This is a genomic window from Nonomuraea sp. NPDC049141, from assembly GCF_040648415.1.
Classification (GTDB): Bacteria; Actinomycetota; Actinomycetes; order Streptosporangiales; family Streptosporangiaceae; genus Nonomuraea.
This window is the reverse complement of the sequence record NZ_JBEZDR010000006.1, coordinates 325,340-352,082: the sequence shown is the minus strand read 5'-3', so window position 1 is coordinate 352,082 and position 26,743 is coordinate 325,340. Positions and strand designations below refer to the sequence as shown.

23 protein-coding genes and 4 pseudogenes are annotated in these 26,743 nt (G+C 69.2%); 15 read left to right on the top strand and 12 right to left on the bottom strand.

The window, feature by feature from the left end; all coding sequences use genetic code 11:
* Positions 1-4 precede the first annotated feature (4 nt).
* From AB0B91_RS20615 to AB0B91_RS20585, 7 genes are all read left to right on the top strand, one after another.
* Positions 5-3,481, top strand: coding sequence for a serine/threonine-protein kinase (locus tag AB0B91_RS20615; protein ID WP_358321646.1), 3,477 nt, complete (start codon positions 5-7; stop codon positions 3,479-3,481).
* A gap of 2 nt (positions 3,482-3,483) precedes the next feature.
* Complete coding sequence (locus AB0B91_RS20610; protein WP_358321643.1) at positions 3,484-4,458, top strand: hypothetical protein; 975 nt, start codon at positions 3,484-3,486, stop codon at positions 4,456-4,458.
* Between the two features lie 66 nt (positions 4,459-4,524).
* Positions 4,525-5,343 (top strand): ABC transporter permease, encoded by an 819-nt coding sequence (locus AB0B91_RS20605; protein WP_358321640.1) that lies wholly within the window; start codon positions 4,525-4,527, stop codon positions 5,341-5,343.
* Between the two features lie 32 nt (positions 5,344-5,375).
* Positions 5,376-6,419: an ABC transporter substrate-binding protein gene (locus AB0B91_RS20600; protein ID WP_358321637.1), complete on the top strand. Its 1,044-nt coding sequence runs from the start codon at positions 5,376-5,378 to the stop codon at positions 6,417-6,419.
* Positions 6,403-7,206 (top strand): ABC transporter ATP-binding protein, encoded by an 804-nt coding sequence (locus tag AB0B91_RS20595; RefSeq protein ID WP_358321634.1) that lies wholly within the window; start codon positions 6,403-6,405, stop codon positions 7,204-7,206. The genes AB0B91_RS20600 and AB0B91_RS20595 overlap by 17 nt, the downstream gene beginning before the upstream one ends.
* A 5-nt stretch (positions 7,207-7,211) precedes the next feature.
* Positions 7,212-8,072, top strand: coding sequence for a TauD/TfdA family dioxygenase (locus AB0B91_RS20590; RefSeq protein ID WP_358321631.1), 861 nt, complete (start codon positions 7,212-7,214; stop codon positions 8,070-8,072).
* Between the two features lie 39 nt (positions 8,073-8,111).
* Positions 8,112-8,327, top strand: coding sequence for a hypothetical protein (locus AB0B91_RS20585; RefSeq protein WP_358321628.1), 216 nt, complete (start codon positions 8,112-8,114; stop codon positions 8,325-8,327).
* Between the two features lie 10 nt (positions 8,328-8,337).
* Here AB0B91_RS20585 and AB0B91_RS20580 read toward each other — a convergent pair whose 3' ends face one another.
* On the bottom strand, positions 8,338-9,036 hold the full coding sequence (locus AB0B91_RS20580; RefSeq protein ID WP_358321625.1) for an SDR family oxidoreductase: 699 nt from the start codon (positions 9,034-9,036) through the stop codon (positions 8,338-8,340).
* Between the two features lie 147 nt (positions 9,037-9,183).
* Here AB0B91_RS20580 and AB0B91_RS20575 point away from each other — a divergent pair, with 147 nt between their 5' ends.
* Positions 9,184-9,399: a hypothetical protein gene (locus AB0B91_RS20575; RefSeq protein WP_358321623.1), complete on the top strand. Its 216-nt coding sequence runs from the start codon at positions 9,184-9,186 to the stop codon at positions 9,397-9,399.
* A 65-nt stretch (positions 9,400-9,464) separates the two neighbouring features.
* Here the strand turns inward: AB0B91_RS20575 and AB0B91_RS20570 are convergent, their stop codons facing one another.
* Positions 9,465-10,010 (bottom strand): HAD domain-containing protein, encoded by a 546-nt coding sequence (locus AB0B91_RS20570; protein ID WP_358321620.1) that lies wholly within the window; start codon positions 10,008-10,010, stop codon positions 9,465-9,467.
* Positions 10,011-10,146: 136 nt separating this feature from the next.
* Between AB0B91_RS20570 and AB0B91_RS20565 the strand changes: the two genes are divergently transcribed.
* From AB0B91_RS20565 to AB0B91_RS20555, 3 genes are all read left to right on the top strand, one after another.
* A complete protein-coding gene (locus tag AB0B91_RS20565) occupies positions 10,147-11,049 on the top strand; it encodes an aminoglycoside phosphotransferase family protein (RefSeq protein ID WP_358321618.1) in 903 nt (300 codons plus the stop codon).
* 544 nt (positions 11,050-11,593) lie between these two features.
* Positions 11,594-11,935, top strand: a complete 342-nt coding sequence (locus tag AB0B91_RS20560) for a Tn3 family transposase (protein WP_358321615.1) — start codon at positions 11,594-11,596, stop codon at positions 11,933-11,935.
* Positions 11,936-12,482: 547 nt separating this feature from the next.
* Entirely contained in the window at positions 12,483-12,893 is a 411-nt protein-coding gene (locus AB0B91_RS20555; protein WP_358321612.1) for a spore-associated protein A, read from the top strand.
* Between the two features lie 285 nt (positions 12,894-13,178).
* On the opposite strand, the pseudogene AB0B91_RS20550 reads toward AB0B91_RS20555, so the two are convergent.
* The 3 genes and pseudogenes from AB0B91_RS20550 to AB0B91_RS20540 form a co-directional block, all read right to left on the bottom strand.
* Positions 13,179-13,992, bottom strand: a pseudogene (locus AB0B91_RS20550) (IS5 family transposase).
* A gap of 60 nt (positions 13,993-14,052) precedes the next feature.
* Positions 14,053-14,637: a DinB family protein gene (locus tag AB0B91_RS20545; RefSeq protein ID WP_358321609.1), complete on the bottom strand. Its 585-nt coding sequence runs from the start codon at positions 14,635-14,637 to the stop codon at positions 14,053-14,055.
* Positions 14,638-14,836: 199 nt separating this feature from the next.
* Entirely contained in the window at positions 14,837-16,141 is a 1,305-nt protein-coding gene (locus tag AB0B91_RS20540) for an MFS transporter (RefSeq protein WP_358321606.1), read from the bottom strand.
* An 89-nt stretch (positions 16,142-16,230) separates the two neighbouring features.
* On the opposite strand from AB0B91_RS20540, the gene AB0B91_RS20535 reads away from it, so the two are divergent.
* Complete coding sequence (locus tag AB0B91_RS20535; RefSeq protein ID WP_358321604.1) at positions 16,231-17,211, top strand: winged helix-turn-helix domain-containing protein; 981 nt, start codon at positions 16,231-16,233, stop codon at positions 17,209-17,211.
* Between the two features lie 32 nt (positions 17,212-17,243).
* Here the strand turns inward: AB0B91_RS20535 and AB0B91_RS20530 are convergent.
* A pseudogene (locus AB0B91_RS20530) lies at positions 17,244-17,430 on the bottom strand (IS5/IS1182 family transposase); the annotation flags it as partial.
* A gap of 105 nt (positions 17,431-17,535) precedes the next feature.
* On the opposite strand from AB0B91_RS20530, the pseudogene AB0B91_RS20525 reads away from it, so the two are divergent.
* Positions 17,536-17,994: pseudogene (locus AB0B91_RS20525) on the top strand (transposase); the annotation flags it as partial.
* A gap of 127 nt (positions 17,995-18,121) precedes the next feature.
* The gene (locus AB0B91_RS20520) at positions 18,122-18,619 is read left to right on the top strand and encodes a DUF4265 domain-containing protein (protein WP_358321601.1); all 498 of its coding nucleotides are present in this window, start codon (positions 18,122-18,124) and stop codon (positions 18,617-18,619) included.
* Positions 18,620-18,689: 70 nt separating this feature from the next.
* Here AB0B91_RS20520 and AB0B91_RS20515 read toward each other — a convergent pair whose 3' ends face one another.
* The 6 genes and pseudogenes from AB0B91_RS20515 to AB0B91_RS20490 all read right to left on the bottom strand — a co-directional run bounded on the left by AB0B91_RS20515 (position 18,690) and on the right by AB0B91_RS20490 (position 25,700).
* Positions 18,690-19,679: a serine hydrolase domain-containing protein gene (locus AB0B91_RS20515; protein WP_358321598.1), complete on the bottom strand. Its 990-nt coding sequence runs from the start codon at positions 19,677-19,679 to the stop codon at positions 18,690-18,692.
* A 4-nt stretch (positions 19,680-19,683) separates the two neighbouring features.
* Positions 19,684-20,088, bottom strand: coding sequence for a RidA family protein (locus AB0B91_RS20510; RefSeq protein WP_358321595.1), 405 nt, complete (start codon positions 20,086-20,088; stop codon positions 19,684-19,686).
* Positions 20,089-20,458: 370 nt separating this feature from the next.
* Positions 20,459-20,560, bottom strand: a pseudogene (locus tag AB0B91_RS20505) (transposase); the annotation flags it as partial.
* Positions 20,561-20,687: 127 nt separating this feature from the next.
* The gene (locus AB0B91_RS20500) at positions 20,688-22,988 is read right to left on the bottom strand and encodes a family 43 glycosylhydrolase (protein ID WP_358321592.1); all 2,301 of its coding nucleotides are present in this window, start codon (positions 22,986-22,988) and stop codon (positions 20,688-20,690) included.
* Positions 22,989-23,050: 62 nt separating this feature from the next.
* Entirely contained in the window at positions 23,051-24,379 is a 1,329-nt protein-coding gene (locus AB0B91_RS20495) for an MFS transporter (protein ID WP_358321589.1), read from the bottom strand.
* 157 nt (positions 24,380-24,536) lie between these two features.
* Positions 24,537-25,700: a sugar diacid recognition domain-containing protein gene (locus AB0B91_RS20490; protein WP_358321586.1), complete on the bottom strand. Its 1,164-nt coding sequence runs from the start codon at positions 25,698-25,700 to the stop codon at positions 24,537-24,539.
* A gap of 181 nt (positions 25,701-25,881) precedes the next feature.
* On the opposite strand from AB0B91_RS20490, the gene AB0B91_RS20485 reads away from it, so the two are divergent.
* Complete coding sequence (locus tag AB0B91_RS20485; protein WP_358321583.1) at positions 25,882-26,739, top strand: transporter substrate-binding domain-containing protein; 858 nt, start codon at positions 25,882-25,884, stop codon at positions 26,737-26,739.
* Positions 26,740-26,743 lie beyond the last annotated feature (4 nt).

Below are 26,743 nucleotides of genomic sequence, written 5' to 3'. Positions count from 1 at the left end.
GGACATGCGTGCCCTCGTCCCCGGCGACCCGCGCCAGCTCGGTGAGTACTGGCTGGCGGGACGGCTGGGGGAGGGTGGGCAGGGTGTGGTCTACGAGGCGTACGACCCGGCCGGGCAGCGCGTGGCGATCAAGGTGCTGCACCCCGGGGCCGGGGCGGAGCTGCGTCTCCGGTTCGCCAAGGAGGCCGCGGCGACCCGGCAGGTGTCGGCGTTCTGTACGGCCCGGGTGCTGTCGGTCCGGCTCGACGACCCCCGGCCGTACATCGTCAGCGAGTACGTCGGCGGTCCCAGCCTGCGCCGGGCCGTCGAGACCGCCGGGCCGTACCGGCCGGACGACCTGCACCGGCTGGCCACCGGCATCGCCACCGCGCTGACCGCGATCCACGAGGCCGGGGTGATCCACCGCGACCTCAAGCCGGACAACGTCCTGATCGGCCCCGACGGGCCACGGGTGATCGACTTCGGGATCGCCAGGACGTCGGAGATGTCGCTCACCCCCACCGGGCAGAACGCCGGGACTCCGGCGTTCATGGCCCCCGAGAGCGTCATCGGCGAGCGCGCGGGCCCGGCCGTCGACATCTGGGCGTGGGGCGCGGTCGTCCTGTACGCGGCGACCGGCCGGGACCCGTTCACCGGCGAGAACCTGGCGGGGCTGCTGCACCAGATCCTCGCCGCCGTCCCCGACGTGTCCGTGCTGGCCGAGCCGCTGCGCACCCTGGTGACGGCGGCCCTCGCGAAGGACCCGGCCGACCGTCCCAGCTCCCGGGGCCTGCTGCTGGCCCTGGTCGGCGGTCAGGACGTCACCCCACGTGAAGACGGCGGCACCCAGGCCCTGCTGACCGAGGGAAGCAGGGCGGCCGAGGTGATCCGGCCGCCCGCCCGGCTCGCGCAGCCACCCCTGGAGCTGGTGGCCGAGCAGATCTACCGGCGGCTGCGCGGCACCGACCAGGCGGTCGTGCCGCAGATCATGCTGCGCCTGGTGATGCCCGGCGAGGGCGCCGAGGACATGCTGCGCAGGGTGCCGGCCGGCGAACTCGACGACGGCGTCGTCGACCCGGCCATGCTGAACCGGGTGCTGCTCGGGTTCACCCGGGCCGAGCTGGTGGTCCGCGACGACGACACGGTGTCGCTGGCCAACGCGGCGCTGCTGCGCGCCTGGCCGCGGATGCGCGGGTGGATCGACGCCGACCGGGCCGGGCTGCGGATCCACCGCAGGCTCGGCGAGGCCGCCCAGCGATGGGACGCGCACGGGCGCCGTCTCGGCGACCTCTACCAGGGCGGCTCCCTTGAGGCCGCGCTGAGCTGGGCCGCGACGGGCCGCCAGCACGTGACCCTGAACCTCGTCGAGAACGCCTTCCTGGAGGCGGGCCTGGCCTACAGCCGGGTCCGGGCCCGTCGCCGGCGGCAGGTCATGGCGGCGCTGGCCACCATGCTGGTCATCGCGCTGGCCGCCACGGGCGTGGCCGCCGGGCAGCGGGCGGCGGCCGTACGGGAACGGGACATCGCGGTGGCCCGCAAGACCGCGATGCTCGCCGAGACGCTCCAGACCTCCGACCCCGTCAGGGCCATGCTGCTGAGTGTGGCGGCCTGGCGGATCGCCCCGGTCCAGGAGGCGCGGGCCGTCCTGTACAGCGCTCTCGCGCAGCGCGAGCTGACCGTGCTGCCGCCGCCGGCCGCCGGGGCGGACGCGCGTTTCGACCTCAGCGCCGACGGCCGCGTCCTGGCCGTCGCCGACGCGGGCCGGGTGACGCTGCGAGCGGCCGGCCGCCCGGTCCGTACGGTCGCCGGAGTGGGTACGGATGTGCGCGCGATCGCCCTGAGCGGCGACCAGGCGAAGGTCGTGGTCTGCGGCCCCGACACGGTACGCGTGTGGGACGTGGCGACGGGCCGGCCCGGACCGCGGATCGCCGGAACCGCGCTCGGCGCGACACTCAGCCGTGACGGCCGGCTGCTGGGCCTGGCGACGACCGACGGCAGGGGCGAGGTCAGGGACGTCCGTACCGGCGTACGGGTCATGGGCACGCGGGACGAGCGGATCGACCGGATCACGATCTCCGACGACGACCGGTACGCCGCCGCCACCTTCACCGACGGCCGCTACGAGCTGTGGGAGCTGGGTTCGCGGCGCCGGATCCGGGGGTCGGGCAGCGCGGTCGCCTTCGGGCCCGGGACGGCCGCGATCGCCACGGGCGGCCAGATCCGGCTGTGGGACCTGGCGGCCGGGCGGTTCCGCCGGGAGTCGCTCGTCGACGGCATCACGGCGGCCTGGCTGTCCTTCAGCGCCGACGGGCGGCTGCTCATCTCCTACGACCGCGCGGCCATCGCCATCTGGGATGTCGCGACGGGCGAGCCGACGCTGCACTACCCCCTGACCGACACCTCCGGCATGCCCTCGGCCCGGCTCGACGCCGGGCACACGCGGCTCAGCTACCTGCTGGGCAGGGGCGCGGTGGCGGTGCTGGACCTCACCATGGGCGTGCACGTGGCCGGTTCGGCGAGCGCGGCGGCGTTCGACCCCGCGGGACGGTTCGCCGCGCTGCAGACCGAGCGTGGCCTGGTGCTGTGGGACGTCGCCGCCGCCCGGTCGCTGGGCACTCTCGGCTACCGGGATTCCGCCACCACCACCGATGCCGATGACGCCGCCGACGGCGCGTACGCCCTGGCGTTCAGCCCCGATGGGCGGACGCTGGCGGCCGGATCGGCCGGTACGACCACGGTCACCCTGTGGGATGTGGCGAGCCGGACCGCGACCGCGCGGCTGCCGATAGGCGGCCGGCAGTACATCGACGGCCTCGCCTTCAGCCCCGACGGACGGACCCTGGTCGTGGCGCCCGCCGGAGGCCGGGCCGAGCGGTGGGACGTACGCCTTGCTCAGCGACTGCCCGACCTGCCGCGGGACGGGTTCGACGCGATGGCCGTCCGGCCCGACGGCAAGACCTTGGTGATCGGCGGCAGCGACGCCGCCCTCATCGACCTCGCCGCCGGGAACGTCATCCGCGACAGGCCGTTCGGCGGCAGCGTCGACGGGGTCAGGTCGCTGGCCTACTCCCCGGACGGCTCGACGATCGCGGTCGGCTTCCGGCAGCTCGGCGTCGACCTGTGGGACGGGCTCGGCCGCCGTCAGCTGGGACGGCTGGCGCCCGGACGCGGCGAGTTCGACACGGTCATGGCGATCGCCTTCCACCCGGCCGGCGCCATCCTGGCCACCGGCGGCAGCAGCGGCCAGGTCCAGCTGTGGGACGTGGCGGCCCGCACGGCCCTGGGGGATTCGTTCAAGGCGCACGCCGGCGGGGTGCTGGCCCTGGGGTTCTCCGGCGACGGCCGGCACCTGCTCAGCATCGGGGACGACGGCACGATTCACGATATCCCGGTCGATCCCGCCGCGGCCGTGGCCCGGATCTGCGCCCGCGCGGGCGTCGGCCTGGCCCCGGCCGACTGGGACAGGTTCATTCCCGAGATCTCCTTCAGAGAGGTGTGCTGACCATGGCGACCCCGAGAACGACCCCGCGGACGATCCTGTGGAAGCTGCTGCGCGATGACGGCCTCATCGAGTCGGTCGACATCACGCCGGTCCCCGTGATCTCCGGCGTGCCGCTGGCCGTCGACGTCGCGACCTCCGGCGTACGCGACCTGCGAGGTTTCCTGCGCGGCCCTGGCGGGGAGCGGGAGAAGCTCGTGTTCGAACGCGTCGAGAGCGGCGAGTTCGGCGACCTGTGGCGGGCGGAGAGCGTCGTGAAGGTCACGGGGACCTGGCGGGTGCGCATCGGCGCCCGCTGTGACGCCGTGGAGGACACCTTCACGGTGGTGACCGAGGCCGAGTCGGGCGTGGAGACGCGGATCGACGGGTTCGGCCTTTCCCCCGATCCGGTGCGCGAGGGCGACGAGCTGACCTTCACCGGTGTCCTGCAAGCGGACGCGGACGTCAGCGGCCTGCCCGTCCTGCTGGAGTTCCGCGAGGACGACGAGTTCGCGTGGACCGAGATCACCCGTACGGACACCGGGAGGGAGGGGGAGTTCACCGCCGTCGTGATCGCCCGGAACTCCGGCTTCTGGCGGGCGGAGTTCCCCGGCTCCGGCACGAGAGGCACCGGGAGAGGGCTGTCCGCCGATGCCGAGGCACTGCGCGGCTCGCGCAGCGTCCAGCAGCACTCGACGGTGGAGAAGGCGGGCCTGTACCAGGTGTCCCACACCGTCAACGACCAGTCGGTCTCGAAGAACACGAACGTCAGGCACACCGGGAAGGTGCAGAAGCGCGACAACGTCAACGCGCCCTGGACCAAGCTCAACAACGAGAAGGTCGAGCTGCTCTTCAACGGATCCGGCACCAACCGCAAGGACACCACCAAGGGCATGGGCAGGTACCAGATCGACGCCAAGGCGGCCGGCACCGGCACGTGGGGGGTGAAGATCACCAGCTCCGCCAACCAGTTCGCGGAGATCAAGGTGACCGTCAGCTGATGGGCCCGGGATCGCCTGGGGAGCAGTCGCTTGCCTAAAACCCCTCTAAACTGGTAGGAAATACATGTGTACCGAAAATCCCCGGACAAGCCGCTGTCGCGCCGACGGGCGGCCCCGCGGTTCGCGGTGCGTACGCTCGCCGTCCTCGTACTGCTCGGCCTGTGGCAGGCGGTCGCCACGGCGCTCGACAACCCGTCCTTCATCCCGGCTCCGAAAGCGGTATGGGACCGGTTCGTGCTGCTGTCCACGACGCACGACGGCATCCGCGGCTACAGCGGCAGCCTGCTCATCGAGCACCTGGGGGTGAGCCTGCGCCGCATCCTCATCGGCTCCGCGATCGGCGTGGCGGGCGGGCTCGTCCTGGGGGTCATCCTCGGGACGGTGCCCTGGATCCGCATCGTGGCCGAACCGGTGGTCACCTTCGTGCGGGCGCTGCCGCCGCTGGCGTACTTCAGCCTGCTCATCATCTGGTTCGGCATCGATGAGACGCCCAAGCTGTGGCTGCTGGCCATCGCGGCGCTGCCGCCGGTCGCGGTGGCCACCGCCGCCGCCGTACACGGCGCGCCGACGGACCTGGTCGAAGCGGCCAAGGCGCTGGGCGCCTCGCGCCGGCATGTCATCCAGGACGTGGTGCTGCCCAACGCGCTGCCGGAGATCTTCACCGGCGTCCGCCTGGCCGTCGGCATCGCGTACTCCTCCGTGGTCGCCGCGGAGACCGTCAACGGAGTGCCGGGCATCGGCGGCATGGTCAGGGACGCCCAGCGTTACCTGCAGACCGACGTGGTGGTCGTGGGGCTGTTCGCCATCGGCATCTCGGGCCTGCTCATCGACGGCATCCTGCGGGTCGCCGAACAGCGGCTCATCCCCTGGAGGGGTCGTTCTTGACCATCATCCACCGTCCCATAAGGAAGCGCGCCATGTCACGACCGCGTCTCACGCTCCTGCTCTCCCTCGTTCTGATCGCGGCTCTGGCCGGCTGCGGCAACGGGACCGCGGCCGCGGGAGGCGGTGGCGGGACGAAGGCCAAGAGCATCCGCATCGCCTATCAGGCGTTCCCCAGCGGCGACCTCGTCGTGAAGAACAAGAAATGGCTGGAGCAGGCGCTACCCGGCTACACCGTCCAATGGACCAAGTTCGACTCCGGTGCCAGCATCAACACCGCCTTCGTCGCGAAGAGCGTCGACATCGCCGCCATCGGGTCCAGCCCGGTCGCGCGCGGGCTGTCGGCTCCGCTGAACATCCCGTACCAGGTAGCGTTCGTGCTGGATGTGGCCGGTGACAACGAGGCCCTGGTGGCCAGGAACGGCAGTGGCATCTCGTCGGTGAAGGACCTGCGCGGCAAGAAGGTCGCCACCCCCTTCGCCTCCACCGCCCACTACAGCCTGCTGTCCGCGCTGAGCCAGGCGGGCGTGGCCGAGTCGGAGGTGAAACTCATCGACCTCGAACCGCAGGACATCGTGGCGTCCTGGGCCCGCGGTGACATCGACGCCGCCTACACCTGGCTGCCGAGCCTGAAGGAGCTGAAGAAGACCGGCAAGACGCTGATCAGCAGCCGCGAACTGGCCACGGCCGGCAAGCCCACGCTGGACCTCGGCGTGGTGTCCACCGCGTTCGTCGAGGCGCACCCGGATGCGGTCGACGCCTGGCGCAAGGTCGAGGCCAAGGCCCTCCAGTTGATCGCCGGCGACCCCGGCGCGGCGGCCCAGTCCGTGGCCGCCGAGCTGAACCTGGCCGTAGACGACGCCAAAGACCAGCTCAGCCAGGGAGTCTTCCTCAAGCCCGCCGACCTGGCGGCCGCCGAATGGCTGGGCACACCGGACAAGGTCGGCGGCCTGGCGCAGAACCTGGTCGGCGCCGCCCAGTTCCTCAAGGACCAGCAGAAGATCGACGCCGTCCCCGACCTGGCGACCGTGCAGCGGGCCATCTACAACAAGGGTCTTCCCGATGTCCTCGCCCCCTGACCTCGACCGCGCGACCGCCGTACACGCGCATGAAGTCGAGCATGTGTACGGCAGGGGCCGCGACGCCGTGACCGCCCTGGGGCCCCTCTCGCTCGACGTCCCGCAGGGCTCGTTCCTCGTGATCGTCGGCGCCTCGGGCTGCGGCAAGAGCACGCTGCTGCGGCTGATCGCCGGCTTCGAGCAGCCCACCTCCGGCACCGTACGGACCGGCGGCGACCGGCCCGTGCCCGGCAAGGGCGCCGGCATCGTCTTCCAGCAACCCCGGCTGTTCCCCTGGAAGAGCGTGGGCGGCAACATCGAGCTGGCGCTGCGGTACGCGGGCGTGCCCCGCGAGGAGCGCGCCCGCCAGATACCGGAACTCCTGCGGCGAGTGGGTCTGCACGACGTCGCGCACCGCCGGATCTGGCAGATCTCCGGCGGCCAGCAGCAACGCGTCGCCATCGCCAGGGCACTGGCCGGCGACAACCCGCTCCTGCTGCTCGACGAGCCGTTCGCCGCGCTGGACGCGCTCACCCGCGAGCGGCTTCAGGAAGATCTGCGCCAGGTGAGCGCCGAGACCGGCCGCACCTCGGTGTTCGTCACGCACAGCGTCGAGGAGGCCGTGTTCCTGGGCAGCCGCGTCGTGGTGCTCACCAGGCGACCGGGCCGGATCGCGCTCGACCTCGACATCCCGCTGCCCCGTACGGGGCTGGAGCCGGACGAGCTCCGCGCCCTGCCCGAATACGCCGCCCTGCGCGCCACGGTCAGCCAGGCCGTACGCACCGCCGCCGCCCTCAGAGGAGAGTGATCCACATGTCCGTCCGAACCGCAGCCAAGCTCACCCTGAACCCGCTCGGACCGCACTTCGGCGCCCAGGTCGAAGGGCTCGACCTGGCCAACGCCCACGACGACGACCTGGTCGCCGTACGAGCCGCGCTCACCGAGCGGAAAGTGCTCTTCTTCCGCGGCCAGCACCTCGACGACGACGGCCAGGTGGCACTCGGCCGGCGCCTCGGTGAGCTGACCGCCTCCCATCCGGTCGTCGGCGGCGTGGACGAGGCGCATCCGGAGATCTACGCGCTCGACAGCGCCGACAACGGCTTCGCCGACGTCTGGCACACCGACGTCACCTTCATGCCCCGCCCGCCGCTCGGATCGATCCTGCGCGCCGTCATCCTGCCCCCGACCGGCGGCGACACGAGCTGGGCCGACAGCCAGCTCGCCTACGACTCCCTGTCCGAGCCGGTACGCGAGCTGGCCGACCGGCTCACCGCCGTGCACGACGGCAACCGGGAGTTCGGCTACTACCTGGCCCAGCGGCGCGGTGGCAAGGGCAGCGTCTGGGACGGCGACGTCGTCACCCGGCTGGACCCGGTGGAGCACCCCGTCGTCCGCGTGCACCCGGAGACCGGCCGCAAGGGCATCTTCGTCAACCCGGGCTTCACCTCGCACATCGTCGGCGTCTCTGAGGCGGAGAGCCGTGGCATCCTGGACCTCCTCTACGCCCATCTCACCAAGCCCGAGCACATCATTCGCCATCGCTGGAGTGCCGGCGACATCGCCATGTGGGACAACCGCAGCACCGCTCACTACGCCAACCGCGACTACGGCACCGCCCACCGCGTCATGCACCGCATCACCCTGCGCGGAGACCGCCCCGTCGGGCCCCTGTAGGACATCCGCAGGGGCCCGGACGCTGGCACAATACGGATCATGATGTGCACTCAGTGCGAAGGAACGGACCTGGAGCCGGGCTTCATCGACGACCAGGGCGAAGGATCCCAGGGCTACGGGCGATGGATCCAGGGTGCGCTGGAGCGCGGGCTGTTCGGCGGGGCCAAGCGCATGGGGAGAGCCGTCTGGATCATCGAGGCCTTCCGCTGCACCCGCTGCTCGCATCTCGAACTGTTCGTGCGCCCCAGGGACTGACCTCTCTCGTTCACACGGTCGGGTAGAGGAGTTCCAGGGGCCCGGACAGTGCGGCGCGCACCCGCCGGGCGGTCTCGTCGACGAGTACCTCCGGCTCGTCGCGGCTGATCGCGTCCATGGTCTGTGCCGCCACTTCCGCGGCCTCCACCTTCGGAGCGTCGACCTCCACGGTGGCATCGGTGTCCACATAGCCCACATGCACACCGACGACCAGCGTCCCCTGCTCCCGAAGTCCCACGCGCAGCGCGTTGGTGAGCGACCATTGGGCGGCCTTCGACGCCGCGTAGCCGGGGAACCGGTTGTTCGCCCGCCAGGAGGCCACCGACAGCATGTTCACCAGGACTCCGCCACCGTTGGCGGCGAGGACGGGCGCGAAAGCCCGCGAGACCGCCCAGGTGCCCAGATAGTTCACCTCCAGCTCCTGCCGCGCGCCCTCCAAAGAGCCCTCCAGCAGGCCCGGCCCGGCTATGATGCCGGCGTTGTTGATCACGATGGTCGCGTCGGACGCCGCCGACGCCGCGGCCGCGATCTGGTCCGGGGCGGTGACGTCCAGGCGCAGTGGCTCAAGTCCGGGCTCTTCGAAGTCCTCGGGCCTGCGGACGCCCGCGTACACCTTGGCGGCGCCCCGTGCCAGCAGAGCGCGGGTGAACGCCCGGCCGATTCCCCGGTTCGCGCCGGTCACCAACGCGACCGATCCTTCGACTTCCATCGGACACCTCGTTCCACGGTTCCCCTGTACGGGCGTGTGCGGCCCCGTTGCTGCTGAGGCGCCGCCTCCCCTCTCATTCTGGTGCTCGCGGTGCGGCACCTCATCACGTGGGGGTCGTAGCGGTGCCGGTGCGCGCGGTGCCGTCACGTGGTCGTCTCCCGGTCAATCACTACGCGCAGTACGTGCTGCGGCGCCCGGCCCCCATCCATCTACCTGGTCGCCTACCTGAGCTTCGGAGTGTCGTCGATCATCGCAGGACTCCTGATCGCTCTGGCCGGTCTACTGGGGACCGTCCTCGGCTACGGCGTCGCCATAGCAGCCCTTGGGCTGTTCGCGCAGTACTGCGTCAACAAACGCCGCTGACCCGGAAAGCGGGCGGGTTACGACGTGTCCGCAGGTCAGAGCAGTAGGGTCTGGTCGAAGCTCGATCAGGTGGAGCCATCGGACAGTGCTGCCGTACTGGTCCCGCGTAGCCACTGGTTGATGATGAGGTAGTCGGCCTCGGTGAGGCCGGTGCGTGGGTCGATGCGGTGAAGGAGTGCCGGCCCGGGATGGTGCGCGGAGACCCAGGTGCGATCTTTGTCGGTGACCTCGTCGTCGATCCAGGCGAATGGGCGTCCTGCTGCCCAGGTGACAAGGGTGCGGGTCTTCCAGTGCAGGCCGTCGCGTTCGTCCTGCTGCTCGGTCTCGGACTCGTCCGGCCAGGCCACGATCGCCAGCGGGGGCAGTCCCATGCGGGGTGCGATGCACTCGTTGGCGTCGTCCATCCAACTGGTGGCCCAGACCAGTTCGCAGGGCAGCGTCATCAACCGGGCTCCGTGGTCGGGATTGATTCTGGCCAGGAGCGGATTTGCTTCCGCTTGCGGCGACGAAACGGCCTGGTAGGTCGGATACCGATGTGACGGGGCACCGAAGGGGATGAGTGGTCCGTCGACGTCGAGGAAGAGCAGCGGACGCTGTGCGGATCCGGTCACGACTGCACGATATCGAGAGTGGTGGAAGCGTTTGCGGATGCTGGGCATTCCGAGGTTGACGGTGCTCGCGCGAACAGCCGCTTCACGCATGGCTTGAAGCTGCTGCTCCGCTGCCGCCTCAGTACTGTGGCTTCGCATGACCGACACCGAGATTGAGATCACCGCCGACCTGGTCCGCGACCTGCTGCAGGAGCAACATCCGGACCTTGCGGGGCTGGCCATCCGCGAGGTGGCGGGCGGCTGGGGCAACCAAATGTGGCGCCTCGGGGACGAGTTGGCCGTACGCATGCAACGCATGGACCCCACCCCGGAGCTCCAGCTCAAGGAGCGGCGGTGGCTACCTGTGCTGGCCCCGCGCCTGCCGCTCCCGGTGCCGACCCCGGTGCGATTCGGCGAACCGTCCGAGCGCTTCCCCAAGCACTGGACCGTGATGACGTGGGTTCCCGGCGAGCCGCTGGACCACGGCTCGATCAGCCGCGGCGCCCACGCGGCCGACACGCTGGCGAGCTTCCTCCAGGCGCTCCATGTGGAGGCGCCCGCCGAGGCCCCGGCCAGTTCGGACCTCGGCGCTCACCCCAAGAGGTGCACGGGCGGCTTCGAGCAGTTCTTGCAGGCCATTGACCCCGACGCCGTCGGCGATGTCCGCGCCGTCCGGGCCGTCTGGGCAGATGCCGTCGCGGCCCCCGAATGGGAGGGCCCGCCGGTGTGGGTGCACGGCGACCTCCATCCCGCGAATGTCGTCGTCTCGGACGGAACGCTCTCGGGCGTGATCGATTTCGGTGCCTTGTTCGCTGGCGATCCCGCGTGGGACCTGGGCGCCGCGTGGGTGCTGCTCCCCGCGGGCGAGGCCGCACGGTTCTTCGACGCGTACGCGCACGCGGACGAGGCGGTGATCCGGCGCGCCCGCGGGCTGGCCGCTATGAAGAGCCTCTTCCTGATGCTCATGGGACAGAGCGGAGATCGGGGCCTTCCCGGCGGCAAGCCGCACTGGGGACCTGCGGGCCGGGCGGCACTTGATCGTGTTCTGAAGGGCGTTTGATACATGATTCTTTGACTTTTCTCGATCTTGGTTGAGGCCATGCGGCAGCCCACCTTCGTGGATTCATCGATCATCACGCGCGGTGGGGATGCCAAGGTCTACGGCCGTATGCTGCCCGTGGCCCCGATCGAGCCGGCGGAACTTCTCGTCGGCGCCAGCCAGGCTGACCTGGAGACCTTGCCGAGTCGGCCTTCGCGTTCGGCGATCCGGGCGACGAGGTTGTCGCGGATCCCTCCAACCGGCCGCGCTGGGCCGGGTCCGGCCGGAGGAGCGAGCAGCGAACGCAAGCTTAACCGAACTGATCTTGAAGGAGGTTCAAGGTCATCGAGAACCTGTTAGGTGACTGAACGTGACCGCAACAGTCTTTGATAGCCCGCCGCTCGGCGTGTCGCGGGCGCCCCGGCTCTTGCGGATCGGCGCAGCATCATGGGACGGAGTCTGCTCAGCGGTGGCACGTCACCTCGTTAGCCGTCGAAGCGGGCCAGGTAGAGGTCAGCCGGCTTCGGCGGAGTCGAGATGGCGGGTGTCACCGAGGTTGACGACCGTGCGGTTAAAGCTGGCCCGGGACGTGTGCCACGGCAAGCGCGGCACCATCCACCAGGCGTACCGGGACGGCGTGGAGGACCAGCTCGGCTCGCTCAGTCTGGTCCTCAACACCATCGTGGACGACCCGTTACGTCGACGCCGCCGTGGCCCCAGCTACCAGGCCGAGGGCCACGCGATCCGCGAGGAGGACATCACCCGGCTCTCCCCTCTCAAGCACCGCAACCTGAACCTGCTCGGCCGCTACAGCTTCACCGCCTCGACCCCGGCCGCCGGCGCCCTGCGCCCGCTGAGCGACGCGGACGCGCTCGAGCTGGACGAGGACGACAAAGGCGCGGACTGAACGCCCACATCGGGTGACGCGGGCACATCAGGTGGCCGGGTGCTCGGAAATCGCAAGCGCCGGTAGGGGAGCTGATGTCAGGCTGCCTGATATGCCCGACTAAGAGGTCCTAACAAAATGATCTAGAACCGTGTCCCGTGAAGTTGCTGATCGTTGATCTCGACGCCAGGGCTTTTCGGCATCGGGCTGGCGATCGCGTGCATGATCGGGCCGCTGTTCGCACGCTCATCGTCGGGGTGGGCGCGCCTGGCTGGCTGGCCCTGGGCGTGCTTTTCTCGGCGCCGGACTCGGCATGGCGCCGGCCGTACGGTGGACCGGGCGAACGAGAGCCCCGCTCAGCCGCGCCGCCCACGTGGGTGCCTTTTCCATAGGGTACATACGCCGCTCCAGGTCAGGCTGGGGTCGGCTGGGTGAAGTCGCGCGCTCTTCTGCCGACAGCCGCACTGCCAAATTGACCATACTACGTTGAATGGAATATGGTCGCTGCCAGCGAAGCCCATGGGGCTTACGAGAGATGACGATAGACCCGGAAGGACGAAGGATGCTGATGCGCACGAAACTTGCTGCCCTGGTAAGCGCGGCCACGGTCGCTGCCTCGCTGATGGCGGGGGCCACGCCGGCCAGCGCGGCTGGTCCTTGCGGCAGCGGGTACACCAGGGTCGGCGTCTACGCCATCCCGTCGACCGGTACGAGGGTGGGCACTCTGGAGGTCCACTACAACTCCAGCTCGCGCAAGAACTGCGCCCTCACCTACGGCTACGGCTCCACGGCGGGGACCACCACCTGGAAGTCGGTGAAGATCATGGTGGCTGGTGGCGGCTGGTGGGACGACGTCGACGCGGGGAATTATGCGGAGTACGCCGGGCCGGTGTACGTCTCGGCTGCCGGCAGATGCATCGATGTTGAGGCGGCCGTCAAGAATAAATCCCGCCTCTTGTCTGGTGTGCACTGCGGCTGATGATGCCCTGGGCGGGACCGCTGACGATCGCAAGCGGCCGTAGTCTGGACGACGATGATGGCGTTGAATGGGCCCTTCGGCAGATCATCAAGTGGACACGCGAGATCCAGGGCGGCAACTGGGATCATCTTCTACAAGCCTGGACGTACGGCGGTGTGCGGCACCTCATGCCGGTAGTGGTGTGGACGATCTCGCTGCCCTGTTGGCGTGGCGCTGCCAGGATAGGGAGCCGTCCCGGACTCACGGCTGAGTTTCCTGCGCCGCTTAGAGGTCCTAACAGAGGGGTCAGCGGACGAGGCGTCGCCAGCAGATGATGGCGGCGGCGAGGGTCATGAAGGCTTCGTGGATGTCGTCGCGGATCTCCCAGCGGATGCGCAGGCGGCGGAACCAGTGCAGAAGCGCAATGGTTCGTTCGACGACCCAGCGGTGGATACCCAGGCCGGAGCCGTGTGGGGTGCCGCGGCGGGCGATGTGCGGTTTGATGCCGGCGCGCCAGAGGAGGCGGCGGTACTTGTCATGGTCGTAGCCCCGGTCGGCGTATAGGCAGGCGGGTCGCTTGCGGGGACGCCCTACTCGGCCCCGCACCGGCGGGATCGCTTTGATCAGGGGCATGAGCTGGGTGACGTCGTTGCGGTTGCCACCGGACAGGGAGACGGCGAGGGGGATGCCGTTGCCGTCGGTGATGACGTGGTGTTTCGAGCCCGGCTTGGCGCGGTCGACCGGGCTCGGGCCGGTTTTGGGCCGCCCTTGAGCGCCCGGACGTGGGAGCTGTCGATCACCGCCTTGGACCAGTCGAGCTGGCCGGCGGCGTGCAGTTCGGCGAGCAGAAGCTGGCGCAGCCGATCCCACACGCCGGCGGCGTGCCAGTCGCGCAGCCGCCGCCAGCAGGTCATGCCCGAGCCGAAGCCCAGCTCCTGAGGCAGGAACTCCCACGGGATCGCGGTGTAGAGCACGAACAGGATGCCCTGCAGAGCGAGCCGATCGTCCAGTCGTTTGCGCCGGGATGATGCTGTCGCCGCTCCACCTTCGGTAACAGCGGTTCGACGCGCTCCCACAAGCTGTCCGGCACGATCCAGGGCAGCTGCTCACCCTTCTTCATGCAGAGACCAACGATCAAGAGGGCCCCTGGACACGCTCCTAGATCATTTTGTTAGGACCTCTAAGCCTTGATTGATGCGGCCGACCTGGCGGCCTGCTCGATCTTCGCGCAGTAGGCTGCACGGACTTCCTCGTCGATCTGCTGCTCGTTTTCGGCGCGCACCCCGGTCCGGCCGTCGAGGCCCTCGCGCAGGATATCGGCGTGCCCGGCATGCCGGATGGACTCGCCGAGTACATGGACCATGATGGCGAACAGGTTCGTGTTGGGATAAGGCTCCGGCCACCACGGCACGTGGCCGGGGGCGTCGAGGGGAAGCTCGTTGATCGTCGCGTCCGAGTGTTCCCACGTGCGCCGGTAGAACTCGATGATCTGATCGCGGGTCTCGTCCTCGGCCGCCCACTGATCGCTGCCGTCGGAGTCCTGCCACCGGGACAGCGATTCCGGGGAAGGGCGGTCGAAGACCTCGCCGAAGTACCTGGCCTCGACGGTGGCCACGTGTTTGACCAGGCCGAGGAGGTTGGTCCCGGTCGCCGTCAAAGGTCTGCGGGCGTCGTATTCGGACAAGCCGTCGAGTTTCCAGAGCAGCGCCTCGCGGTCCCGCCGCAGTCTCCCGTGCAGGTTGTCCTTCGCGAATGTCTCGATCATGCGGCATGAACCTTCCATGGGCTGTTCGTGGTCTCAAGATCCCGTATGTGGTCCGCAACGGCTGGCAGAGCCGAGGCCTAGGACTCCTAACACAATGAGCTACCGGGAATGACTGTCTATCAGAGAGATGTCGGGGTAGGGGTGGGTTGCGTGACGGCTCGCGGCCGACCTGACCTGCGACGGTTACTGCGCAGGAGAACTACACGCACGCATGCTGTTCGGTGCCGTTCTCTGATCCCGTTGAGTAGTTCGGGACGGGGACCGGGGAGGTGGGCGGGTGCCAGGTGAGAATCCAGCCGGCGGTAAGCATCGCCGCGCCGCCTGCCAGGGCGATTGCGCCGCCTGTTCCGATGCCTGCGGCCACCGCGCCGAAGCAGGCCGGCCCGACGCCCTGCAGCGTCATGCTGCCGGAGCCGAGCAGACCGAAGGCCTGGCCCAGGCCATCCTGCGGCAGGGCGTCCAGGAAAGGCCGCTGCAGGCCGAGACCGTAGGCTAATCCGAAGCCGCAGAGCAGCAGCAGACAGGAGGAGACGCCCACTCCGGGCTCGGTAGCGAAGCCGACCAGCGGCAGTCCCGTAAGCGCAATCAACGGGACTACCAGTCGCTCCCGGGTGGGTGGCCGTAGCAGTCGACCCACCAGCAGGTCACCGACAAGCATGCCGACCGGCAGACAGCCCATCAGCACCGCGTACCAGCCGGGCGCGAAGTGGCGTCCTCCCGCGTAGGCGACGATCAGACCTTCCGCGCCCGCCACGAACGCGGGCGGTAGCCACTGGGCCAGCATCAGTCGTCGTACCGTGTGTCCGCGCAGCAGCAGGCCGGCACCGTGCAGGCTTGCCCGGACGGCCCCGCCATCGCCCCGAGCGCTGCCAGGTGTGCCGCCGAACTCTCCCGGCTGCAGCCGGGGTAGCCGGATGCGGATGGCGAGCGCGCAGCCGAGGTAGAGGGCGGCGCTTACCGCGAGCGCCCGGTGCGGGCCGAGTACCGCGACGACCGCACCTCCCAGTGCCAGACCGAACAATTGCGCGCCGGAGGCAGCGATGTTGTTCAGTGAACGGCCCAGTACATAGGCGTCGCCCTCCAGCGACTGCGCGACCAGCCGACTCGACGCGCCGTGAAACACCGGTGTGGCGAGGGCGACCAGCGCCACGACACCGAGGCTTGCCGCGATCGGCATCCGCACCAGGGCGAGCAGCAGGGCGGCGGCGCACGTCAAGGCGTAGCCGCCGGTGATGAGCGCGCGGGGCGGCAGTCGGTCGGCCAGTGAGCCCAGCAGCAGCGAGCCGAACAGCTGCGGGATGAAGCCGATGCCGAAGGCCAGTGCGCTCAGCAGCGCGGAGCCGGTGGCCGAGAAGACCAGCACCGAGAACGTGGTGATCCGCAGCGCGTCCGCAGTGATCGCGACGGTGCGGGTTGAGAAGAGCAGCCGGAATCGCGGCTCGGCCAGCACCTCCCGGTAGGTGGCACGGTGGTTGCCCTGCGCGGGTTCGGCGGTTGGGGTCATGACGCCCAGCCTCGCCGTGCGCCCACCCCACCCAACAATGATTCGTCGCTCGACGAATCGGAACGGACGTCCTGCGGTAACGTCGCAGGGTGCTCCGCTTCGAAGTCTCCGTCGAGGCCCTGCTGCGCAGCCGCTTCGCACTCTCCCCCGCGATGGACCTCTGCTTCCTGCTGCGCTCGCTCGCCGGCCAAGACCGGCCACTGCCGCGAGCCTGGGCCACCCGGCTCCTGCCGGCCTTCGAACGGCTTCGCCGCGAGACCGAACTGAACGCCGTCCTCGCCCTGCACAGCCCCCAATCCGGACCGAACTTCGTCGCCCCACCCCCGCGCGGCCTCAACCAGACCTGGGCAGACGACCTGGCCATGATCCGGGCCACACCGCTGGAAGCGGCCCGCCACGAATTCGCCACCAACGCGACCGGCCCGTCCGCCCGCGATCCCCGCGTACGCGCAGTGCTGGACTCGACGGACGCCGCCTCCAGGATCGCCGAGGCGATGGACCAGGCGTGGCACGAGCTGCTCGCCACGGACTGGCCGCAACTGCGCGCGATCTGTGAGCGCGACGTCGTGCATCGGGTGGGTGTGATCGGCGAACACGGATGGGTCACGACCATCGAGAGCCTGCACCCGAGCATCGCCTGGCAAGCCGGCGGTATCGAGATCGGCCACTTCCCCCAAGTCGGAACAGTCCGCCTCGCCGGCGACGGGCTCCTGCTGATCCCTTCGGTCTTCGTCGCGAATATCGCCGCCCACCTGGAAGACCCCTGGCCCAGGACCTTGATCTATCCTGCCCGCGGCACCGCCGCCCTGTGGGGCGAACAGGAGACCGTCCCCCGACCGGACGCCCTGACCGCTCTGGTCGGCCGGTCCCGAGCCCGGCTGCTGTTGGCGCTGGACGCCCCGGCCAGTACCAGCCACCTCGCCCGAAGCCTTGCCATGGCACCCGGCGCGGTAGGAGACCACCTCGCCATCCTGCGAGGCGCGGGACTGCTCGTCCGCGCCCGGTCCGGACGGTCGGTGCTCTACCGGCGCACCCCGCTCGGCGAGGCACTGGTAGGCGGCATGGGCTGAGGGATCAGATCAGCACTGCTTTTGAGGCGCCGTCAGCAGACGATTGCGCAGCCGAGGGATGTCGGCGCGGATTTCCCAGCGGATACGCAGTCGGCGGAACCAGCGCAGAAGCGCGAAGGCCGCTTCGACGACCCAGCGGTTCTTGCCCAGGCCGCTTCCCTGCCCGGTGCCGCGCCGGGCGATGAGCGTGCGAATGCCCAGCTCACGGACATGGCGGCGAACCCGCAAGTACCCGATTCCGGACCGCCATCGACATGATCGCCTCCGTCGAATCAGGCAGCGAGCCCACAACACCGACCGAACCGCCGTGTTGATTCTTTACGGCTTCACCTGCTGCGCAATTCGTTCCGGTACGCCGCCCGCCAGGACTGGGACAAGATCGCACGTGCGCTCAAGCCCGTCTACACCGCCCCGACCGAGGAGGCCGCGCTGGAGCGGTTCTACGACTTCTCCGAGGTCTGGGGACGCAAGTACCCGGCGATCGTGCGCCTGTGGGAGACCAGTTGGGCGGAGTTCGTGCCCTTCCTGGCCTTCGACGTCGAGATCCGCAAGGTCATCTGCTCCACCAATGCCATCGAGAGCGTCAACGCCCGCATCCGTAAGGCGGTGCGTGCCCGCGGCCAGTTCCCGAACGAGAGCGCGGCCCTGAAGTGTGTGTTCATGGCGCTGATGAGCCTCGATTTCACCGGAAAGGGCCGCAAGCGCTGGACCATGCGCTGGAAGGCACCCTTGAACGCCATCCACATCGCCTTTGAAGGCCGCCTCACTCCTGCCAACCTCTGAACACTTCAACAACCAAGATCAGCCGTTAACTTGACACTCCCGTGCCGATGGATACCTTACGTTTCTCGAAGTTGCTCTGCACTTTGTCAAGCGCAGGCCTGGCGGATGAATCTGCCATCCTGTGCGGGTGAGCGAGAACAATCCGGAGCGGGACCCTGACGTTGACTGGGTGCGAGTGGTGTTCGACCTTGAACCCGAGGACGGGTGGCCTCCTGCGCGGACCGAGCGTTTGTGGGCGGTCCGGGTCGGTAACGATCGCGTCCGGTTGGGTAATACCCCGTTTTTCGCCCGTGGCTTTGCGCTCGGCGATGTTGTCGTGGTTGCGCCTGATGAGGACGGGGTGCTGTGGGTGAAGCAGGCCGTGGAGTACTCCGGCAACTGCACGATTCGGATCATCCCAGCAGAAGGCGGTCATCAAGTCGAGGTGCGTCAAGCGGTGCTGGACGCCTTCGCGCCGTTCGGGATTGAGGGCGAGGGGATAGAGCAGTTCGGACTGGTCGCGTTGAACGTTCCTTCAGCGGCTGAGATATCTGCGGTGAAGCGGTTCGTGATCCAAGGCGCGGAAGAGGGCCGGTGGCACTACGAAGAGGGCTGTGTCACTCCAGAGTGGCGAGCGACGGAGTAGCCGTTACGGTCACGCATGGCCGGGCTGTGGACCTCGTGCCGTACCGCCCTCTGATGAGATCGCGACGACTCTAGGTGGTGAGTTCTTCGATCATGGCTGTGGCCAGAGTGGCCGTGCGGGCCTCGTCGTCGTCCAGGGCGATGATGACGAAACTGGAGCACTGATCGGCGAGGCGGACGAGTTGCGTGCTCAGCCCGGCCCACCTGCCGCCGTGCCGGTAGATCCGCCGGCCTGCGTGCTCACGGACGCCGAGGGCCCACGCGTAGTCGAGCCGCGTGCCGTCGTCCAGGTGGCCGGGTGTCTGCAGGAGCGCGGAGACGCCCAGCTCGTCGCGTTCCAGGGCCTGGTTCCAGCGGATGAGGTCCGGGGCGGTGGACCAGACCCCGCCGTCGCCGAGGGACAGCGGTGCCGGGTAGTGCGGGTCGAGGGGTGTGGCTCCGGGCGGATGCGGGGCCGGGCCGGACCAGTACCGGCTGTCGGCCATCCCGAGCGGGGCGAACACGTGCTCGCGGGCGAAGTCGGGCAGCGGCCGGCCCGTCGCGCGTTCGATGATGACGGCCAGGCAGACGTAGCCGACATTGCAGTAGCGGTATTCGGTCCCCGGTGCGCTGACGAGGTGGTCGAGCGGGAGAAGTGCGCGGACGACGCCGGCGGTGGTGCGGTCGAGCTTCGCGCGATGGAGATCGTCGAATTCGACGCCCTCGGGCAGGCCGCTCGTGTGGGAGATCAGATGGCGCAGGCGTACGGTGCCCGCCCACGTGGGGAGCTCGGGCATCCACTGCGCCAAAGTCGATTCGGTGTCCAGTCGGCCCTGTCGCACAAGTAGAGCCGCGCAGGCGGCCGTGATCTGTTTGGACAGCGATGCGGTGTAGACGATCGTGCCGGCGGTCAACGGCTCCCCGGCCGCGGTCCGTCCACTGGTCAGGAAGACAGGCGGTGCGCTGTCCTGTTGCACGCCGACCATGAGCGGGTCGTGGGCGCCGTAGCCGGCCATCCTGGTCAGAGCGGCGGTACGGTCACGAAGCCGCGTCGCAGGGGTTCGGTCGGGGTTCGATGGCATCGATTCAGGCCGACAATGCCGCGGTGAGGTCGATCTCGATGAGTTGTTCTCGGTAGCCAAGCGACGCCACTCCTAGCAGTGTGCTGGCGGTGGTGAAGGCTTCAGCCAGTGGTGATGCCTTGAGCTGCCACCACACCGCGGACAGGATGTCGCTGTCCGGGCTCACCACGTAGATCACCGACCGGACCACGTCGGCGGGGGTGGCGCCGGCCGCCGCCAATACCGCAAGGCAGTTCGTGACTACCTGCTCGGTCTGCGCGGTGAAATCACCGGGGGCGCCGACCACCTGGCCGGAGAGGTCGAGCGGACACTGGCCGGCCAGGTGCGCGAGCCGGTCGGCGTTGGAGATGGTCACATGGCTGTAGCCGGCCGGTTCATGAACCGTCGACGGATTGACCTTTTCGATCACCGGCCCATTATTGAAGCGCGCCCGGCGAGGTGTACATCGATTTAAAATCACCGGTGATCTCGTGGTCAGGCCGCGCCAGGCTCTGAGCCCCGGACATCCATCCTCGAGCTGATCGCCGCAGGCGAGACCGCCATGCCGGGCTGGCCGAGCGGTTCGCTTCCGATGCGGCCCGGTCTGGCCATGGTTCGGTCCCGTTTCGGCGGGTAATCGGGGTAACCGGCGGCATCCGAACCATAGAAGAGCCGCTTGGGTTCGGCGAGCGGTGCATGGGAGGCGAACCGAGCCGGCAGATCCGGTTCTTCACGGCGGTCACCGGCGCTCTGCCAAAGTCCGTTTGCGGGCTTTCCCCGGCTGTGCCGTTGAACTACCCGTACACGGTGGTGTGGGCCGGGAAGCCGTGCGGCAGGTGGCGCCAGGCGATGCCGGCGCGGGCCACGTAAGGGATCGCGTTGGCCTGCCGCAGATCGGTCGTGGGCCCGGGGCGGTCAGCTGAAGAACGCCGAACGGATCAGCGGATGGCGGAACGGGGGGAAGATCTCCAGCTCCGCCGACCAGTTCGCGGAGATCAAGGTGACCGTCAGCTGAGAGACCCCGCCGGGTCAGCCGCCATAGGTCCTGACGTAGTCGAACCGTGCCACTGCGCCTGACCTGTTCATCGAGACCAGGCCGATCTTGAGCCGGTCCTTGGTCGGCAGCGTCCACACGCCGTTGTACACCCAGTGCGCGCCGTCCCTGCTGGTCGCGGCGCGTACCTCGGTCTCGCCGTGTGCGGTGTCGGCGTGATGGGACAGCCGCAGCCACATCGTGTCGGCGGTCGGCCCGCCGAACATCGGGCCGTTGAAGACCGCGGTCGGCGGGGTGGTCGTCGGCCGTTCCCCTTCCTTGGCGAACTCGCTGAGCTGGACCACCGCCCCGTTGCCCCGCTGCAGCGGGACCACCGAGTGCACCATCTTGAAGTAGCGGTCGTCATTCTCGTACAGCAGGATCCCGGCCTGCTGGGAGGACTGAGTGGGCGCGAAGTCGATCTTCGTCTCCACCGTGTAGTCGCCTTCCGGCGCGTCCCGCAGCAGCACCGACGCGGTGTTGGTGCCCTGGAATAGCTCGGCGTTCTGGGTCGGCCAGGACAGCGCGCCGCCGGTCATGGTGACGCCGGCCGCCGGGCCGCGTACCCACTGCCAAGGCGAGCCGGGGACGGTGTCGCCGTCGAACTCGTCGCTGTAGGCGGGCAGCAGATCACCCGGCTGGGGGTCGGGCACTCGTTCGGTGACGGGGGTGTACAGCTTCGCGGCCCCGACGTTGTCGGCATCGGCGCTGCCACGCGCGACCGCGCCGACCGAGCCGTGGCGGGCTGTGGCCGCCGGCAGGCGGCGCGTCTGCTCGGCGACCGGGTCACCGAGCCGGTCGCCGCTCACCTGGACGGTCAGCTCGGTGCCGCGCAGCTCGGCCACCACGCTGTGCCAGGTGCCGAAGTCGAATCCGGCCGGCAGCGCCGTCACCGACCTGCCGCGGCTCCTGCCGCCGATGAGCACGTCGGTGACCAGCGCGCGGCGGTCCCGGTCCAGCCAGGCCACCACGTTGTTCTCGCGGTTGACATGGGCGAAGGTGAGGCCGGCGGCGCCGGAGGTGACGCGCAGGTCCGCCTGCGCCCGCACGTCGGCGGTGGGTGCCTTCTTCACGGTCACCAGGTAGGTGGTGCTTCCGGTGTGGCTCGCGTACCCGCGCGCGTCCTGGTCGGTTCGGACAGACCAGTCTCGCGCGGCTCGCCAGCCGGTCAGGGAGCCGTTGTTGAACGTGCCGCCGGCGTCGAAGGAGGTCACCGGCGCGGGCTGGTCGCCTTCGGAGGGGCCAGCTCCGGCGCGTACCACCGGCCAGCCGTCGATCCAGTCCAGCCGGTCGATCAGCAGCGGGCGCTTGCTCAGGCCCGCGAGCCGCCCGCCGCCGATCGGCGGGAAGTCGGGGTCGTCTTTCGAGATGCCGTGGTAGACGAGCCAGTCCTGGCCGGACAGGTCGGTCTGGAAGCCGCTGTGGCCCGGCCCGGTCCAGCGGTTGCCGTTGGCGCCGACCACGATGGCGCCTTTGCTGGTCAGGTCCATCAGGTCGACGCCCTCGTCGTCCACGAACGGGCCCCACGGGCTGGTGGCCCGGCCGGCCTTGACCTGGTAGCCGCTGTAGGAGCCCTGGCAGCAGCCGGCGTCGGAGTAGAACAGGTAGTAGAAGGCGCCGTGCCGGACGACGTACGCGCCTTCCATCCGGCGCCCCCTGGCCACCTGGGTCGCCGCGCCCTCGATGCGGGTGGCGTCGGCGTTCATCTTCGCGACGCAGATGATGTCGTAGCTTCCCCAGTACATGTACGGGGTGCCGTCGATGTCGGTGAACTGCGCCTGGTCGATGTTGCCCGTGGGACAGCCGGTCGAGGACGGCAGCACGTCGCCCGCGTCGGTCCACGGCCCGGTCGGCGTCGGTGCCGTCGCCAGTCCGAGATCACCGCCGTTGGGGGACACCGAGTAGTAGAGGTAGTACTTGCCGTTGATGTACCTGATGTCCGGCGCCCAGAGTCGCGCGGCGTTGTGCCAGGCGGGCTGGGTCTCCGGGGTGAAGACCTGCCCGGCGTACTCCCAGCGCACCATGTCCCGGGAGCGCAGGATCGGCAGAATGCGCTCGCCGTCCTCGCCCTTGCTGTTGAACACCGGGTTCTGGGTGCCGTAGGCGTACCAGAACCCGTCCTTGCCGTGGATCATCGTCGGGTCGGGGAAGGTGTCGACCACCCCCGCCGACACCGGGTTGGCGTACGTGCTGGGCGCCTGCGCCGCCGCCGGTGGGCCGATGACCAGCCCGGACAGCAGGGCGGAGACGCCGAAGACCCGGCTGAGCCGCGACAAAGGATCATGGGTGAGGGGCATGCCGCAGAGTCTGTCGACGCCTAATTTTTCCGTCAATAATCCGGAAAAATAAGCAATTCAGGTCAACCCGCGTCCTCGGATACCGGCTCGTCTTTCAGGCCGGGCTCATGAAGATGAGGCATTCCCCTGACCAGGAGGAGAGCGGGCGGCACGATGAGCACGATGCCCGCCGCCACGGCGAGGACGGTCGCCGTGTTCGTCAGTTCCGACAACGGCCCGGTCAGCGCCTGGCCGAAGGGCAGCAGGCCAAAGCCGCACAGCCAGGCGAAGGAGGTCATCCGTCCGATGAGCTGGTCCGGGATGGCCCGCTGCAGGGCCACCTCCCAGTGGATGGCGTAGATCTCGACGCCCGCTCCGGCGATCACGTACGCGGCGAGGATGGGGAGCGGAGAGGTGGCGAGCAGGAGCGAGAGCGGCGCCGCGGCGTACAGCGCCATGGACACCATGGCCAGCACCCCGACGGCTCTGGGCCGCCACGCCATCGTGATCAGCCCGCCGATGAGGCCGCCGACGCCGTAACACGTGAGGGCGAGACCGTACACGGCGGGCGACCCGAACCTCGTCGTGCTCACGACCGGCAGCAGGACCTGGACCGGCGCCAGGACGAACATGAGGCTGACGGACGAGAAGATCAGTATGGCCAGCACCCAGGGACGCCGCCGCGCCTCGGCCACGCCGGTCCTGATGTCGTCGGCGAACGAGGCGTGGGGCGCGGGAGTCCAGCGCGGCTCCCTGATCCGCCAGAACACCACGGCCGTCACCGCGAACACGGCCACGGTGATCCCGTAGGCGGCGCGCGTCCCGGTGGCGGCGACCAACGCCACGCACAGGGCGGGCCCCACCATGATGCCGGTACGGATCGAGACCGCGATCAGGGACCGGCCGGACATCCGTTCGTCCTCCGCGAGGACGCCTCGGAGTATCGCGTTGAAGGCGGGCCGGATGAACGCCTCGGTGACTCCGGCGATGAAGATGACCACCGCGGCGGTCCAGATCGGCAGGCCGGGAGCCAGCGCCAGCGCGGCGACCACGACGGCCAGGACCCCGTACGCGGCCAGCATGATCCGCCGTCGCGGCAGCCGGTCGGCCCACACGCCGCCGATCGGCAGGAAGATCACCAGGGCGACGCCGCGGACGGCGAGCACCAGTCCGAGTGTCGAGGCGTCACCTCCGGCGCCGAGCACCGAAACGGTGATCGCGACGGCGAGCATCTGCTCGCCCATCACCGAGGCCGTCTGGCTCAGCAGGAGCAGCCGGAACCGGGCGTTGGCGAGGGCCTTGACATCGATGAGAATCGTCTCTCCTGGCGGTCGTGGGACGGAATGGAACGCCTGAACGGCGACCACCGAAGTCAACCGGTTCTGGACGCGGCATTGGGGAGATTTCTTCAACGGCAGATATTCCCGGCGCAAGATCGTCGGCGGCTACTCCCGCTCCGGCAAGCTCCCGCCCTCCTGAAGAGCGGTTATCGCTCCGGCGACGCGTGGGTGTATCTGGTCATCGCTCACGAGTGGGGGCATACCGTCCAGGCACGGACCGATCCCTCGCTCAGGGCTCTATCTGGTCGGCCACGCAGGCCAGGTACAGAGCCAGGCGGGCCTGGTGATCGTCGGCCGGCCGGCCGGACAGCTGGGAGATCTTGTCCAGGCGGTAGAGCAGCGTGTTGCGGTGGATGTTCAGCGCGGCCGCGGCCCGGACGAGGTTGCAGCCGCTCTCGCAGTACGCGATGACGGTCTGGCGCAGCACCGGCCAGTCGGGACGGGCTCGCAGCCCGGCGATGGAGAACCCGGCGAAGCGCGAGCGTGCCCTGCGTGGCACGGCGGCCAGCAACTGGTGGACCCGCAGGTCGCCGATGGAGTGGACCTGCGCGTCGGCCTGGACGCGCGGCCCGAGGCGCAGCGCGGTGGCCGCGTCCTGGTAGGAGTCGTGCAGCCCGGGGACCGAGTCGGCCGCGACGCCGAGGCCGATCGCGACCCGGAGCCCGATCCGCTGGCGGATGTGGTCGGCGAGCGGCAGGCAGAGCGATCGCAGATCGGTGCCGGCGGGCCGGCGGGGGAGCGCGGCGAACCGGCTGGAGGTCATCGCGGCGACGAGGTCCTGGGAGCCGGAGAACGTCTCGCGGATGGCCCGGAGCAGCATCGACCGGGTGCCCGATCCGTCGGGGCTCGGCGCGCCCTCACCGACGTCGATGATCACCGCGGTCCGCTCCGCCCGCAGGTTGTAGCCGAGCTCGCCGGCCCGCGCGACGAGATCTTCGGGATTGATCACATCGGGGTCGAACTGCGCGATGTCGCGGAGCAGGTCCTCCACCGTCCGCTCCAGCACCAGCCGGGAGCGCAGCCGCATCGACTCCTGCAGCATGATCTCCGTCTGCCGCTTGACCACCAGCCCGAATCGCTGGACCCGGGCGGGGGAGCCGGTGATGCCGACCGTGCCCAGCGCCCGGCCGTCGATGATGATCGGCAGCGTGATGCCGGGCCGTACCCCCTGCAGCCGGCGGGCCTGTTCCGCAGAGTGCGCCGCGGACTTCAGGGTGCGCATGACCTCCACCGACGCCTCATGGAACGAGCCGATGCGGCGGGTGTCGCCGCTGCCGATGACCACGCCGTCCGGATCGGTGATCAGCACGTTGAAGCCGATGATGTCGCTGGTGTCACCGGCGATCCCCTGGGCGAGCGTGGGCGTAAGGACCGGTGGCCAGGGCTGGGACATACATCCACCTCTATCGTGCGGATCGTACGACAACGCGCCGAAATAGGCCGCTAACTATGAATTTATCGTCCAATGACGTGCGAGTGAAGCTCGTCTACGGTGGGCGCAATACGAGTTCTGGGGGATATATCGGAAAGAGGTCGCCATGAGGCGGAAAAGCGGCGTTATAGTCGCATTGATCATGATTACCGCCCTGGCAGGGTGTGGATCTGACAAACCCATCGAGAACTCCTACAACACCATCGAACCGGGCGTGCTCAAGGTCGCCGTCCAGCCGTACATGCCCTACACCGCGGTCCGCGGCCAGGACCTCGTCGGCATCGACAGCGAGATCCTCCAGGCTGTCGCGAAGAAGCTGAACCTGAAGATCGAACCCCAGGTCACCGACTTCAGCGGGATGCTCGGCAACGTGCAGGCCCGCCGGGTCGACATCTCCATCGGCGGCATCGCCTGGTCGAAGGAGCGGCAGGCGCAGGGCCTGTTCACCGACCCGCCCTACTACTCGCCGCCGGCGATGGCGGTGCACGGCGACAAGCAGTACACCACGGTCGCCAACCTCGAAGGACTCCCGCTCGGCACCGTGACCGGCTACGTCTGGGTGAAGTCGATCCAGGCCATCCCCGGAGCCAAGCTGCACGCCTACCCCGACGCGCAGGGCGTCTTCAACGACCTGTCCGCCGGCCGTATCCAGGTGGGCTTCCTCGATCCGCTGCTGATCATCTACACCCAGCAGAAGCGCCCTGACATGCGGTTCAGCACCCGCTACCTCACCGCGCCGACCGACGACGAGGTCAAGAAGCAGGCGGCGTACGAGTACCTGCGGCCGTACATGACCAGCTTCTACATCCCCAAGGAGGAGCCCAAGCTGGAGCAGGCCGTCTCCCAGGCGATCAGAGGCATGTACGCCAACGGCGAGATGGCCGCGCTGATCAAGAAGTACGGCGGCGACGCCCAGCAGTTCCTCAAGCCCTCACCCTGGATGGCCCAGCAGCGGCGCGGTGTCGACCGCCCGGCCGGCTGGCAGCCCCCCAGCCTGTAAGACG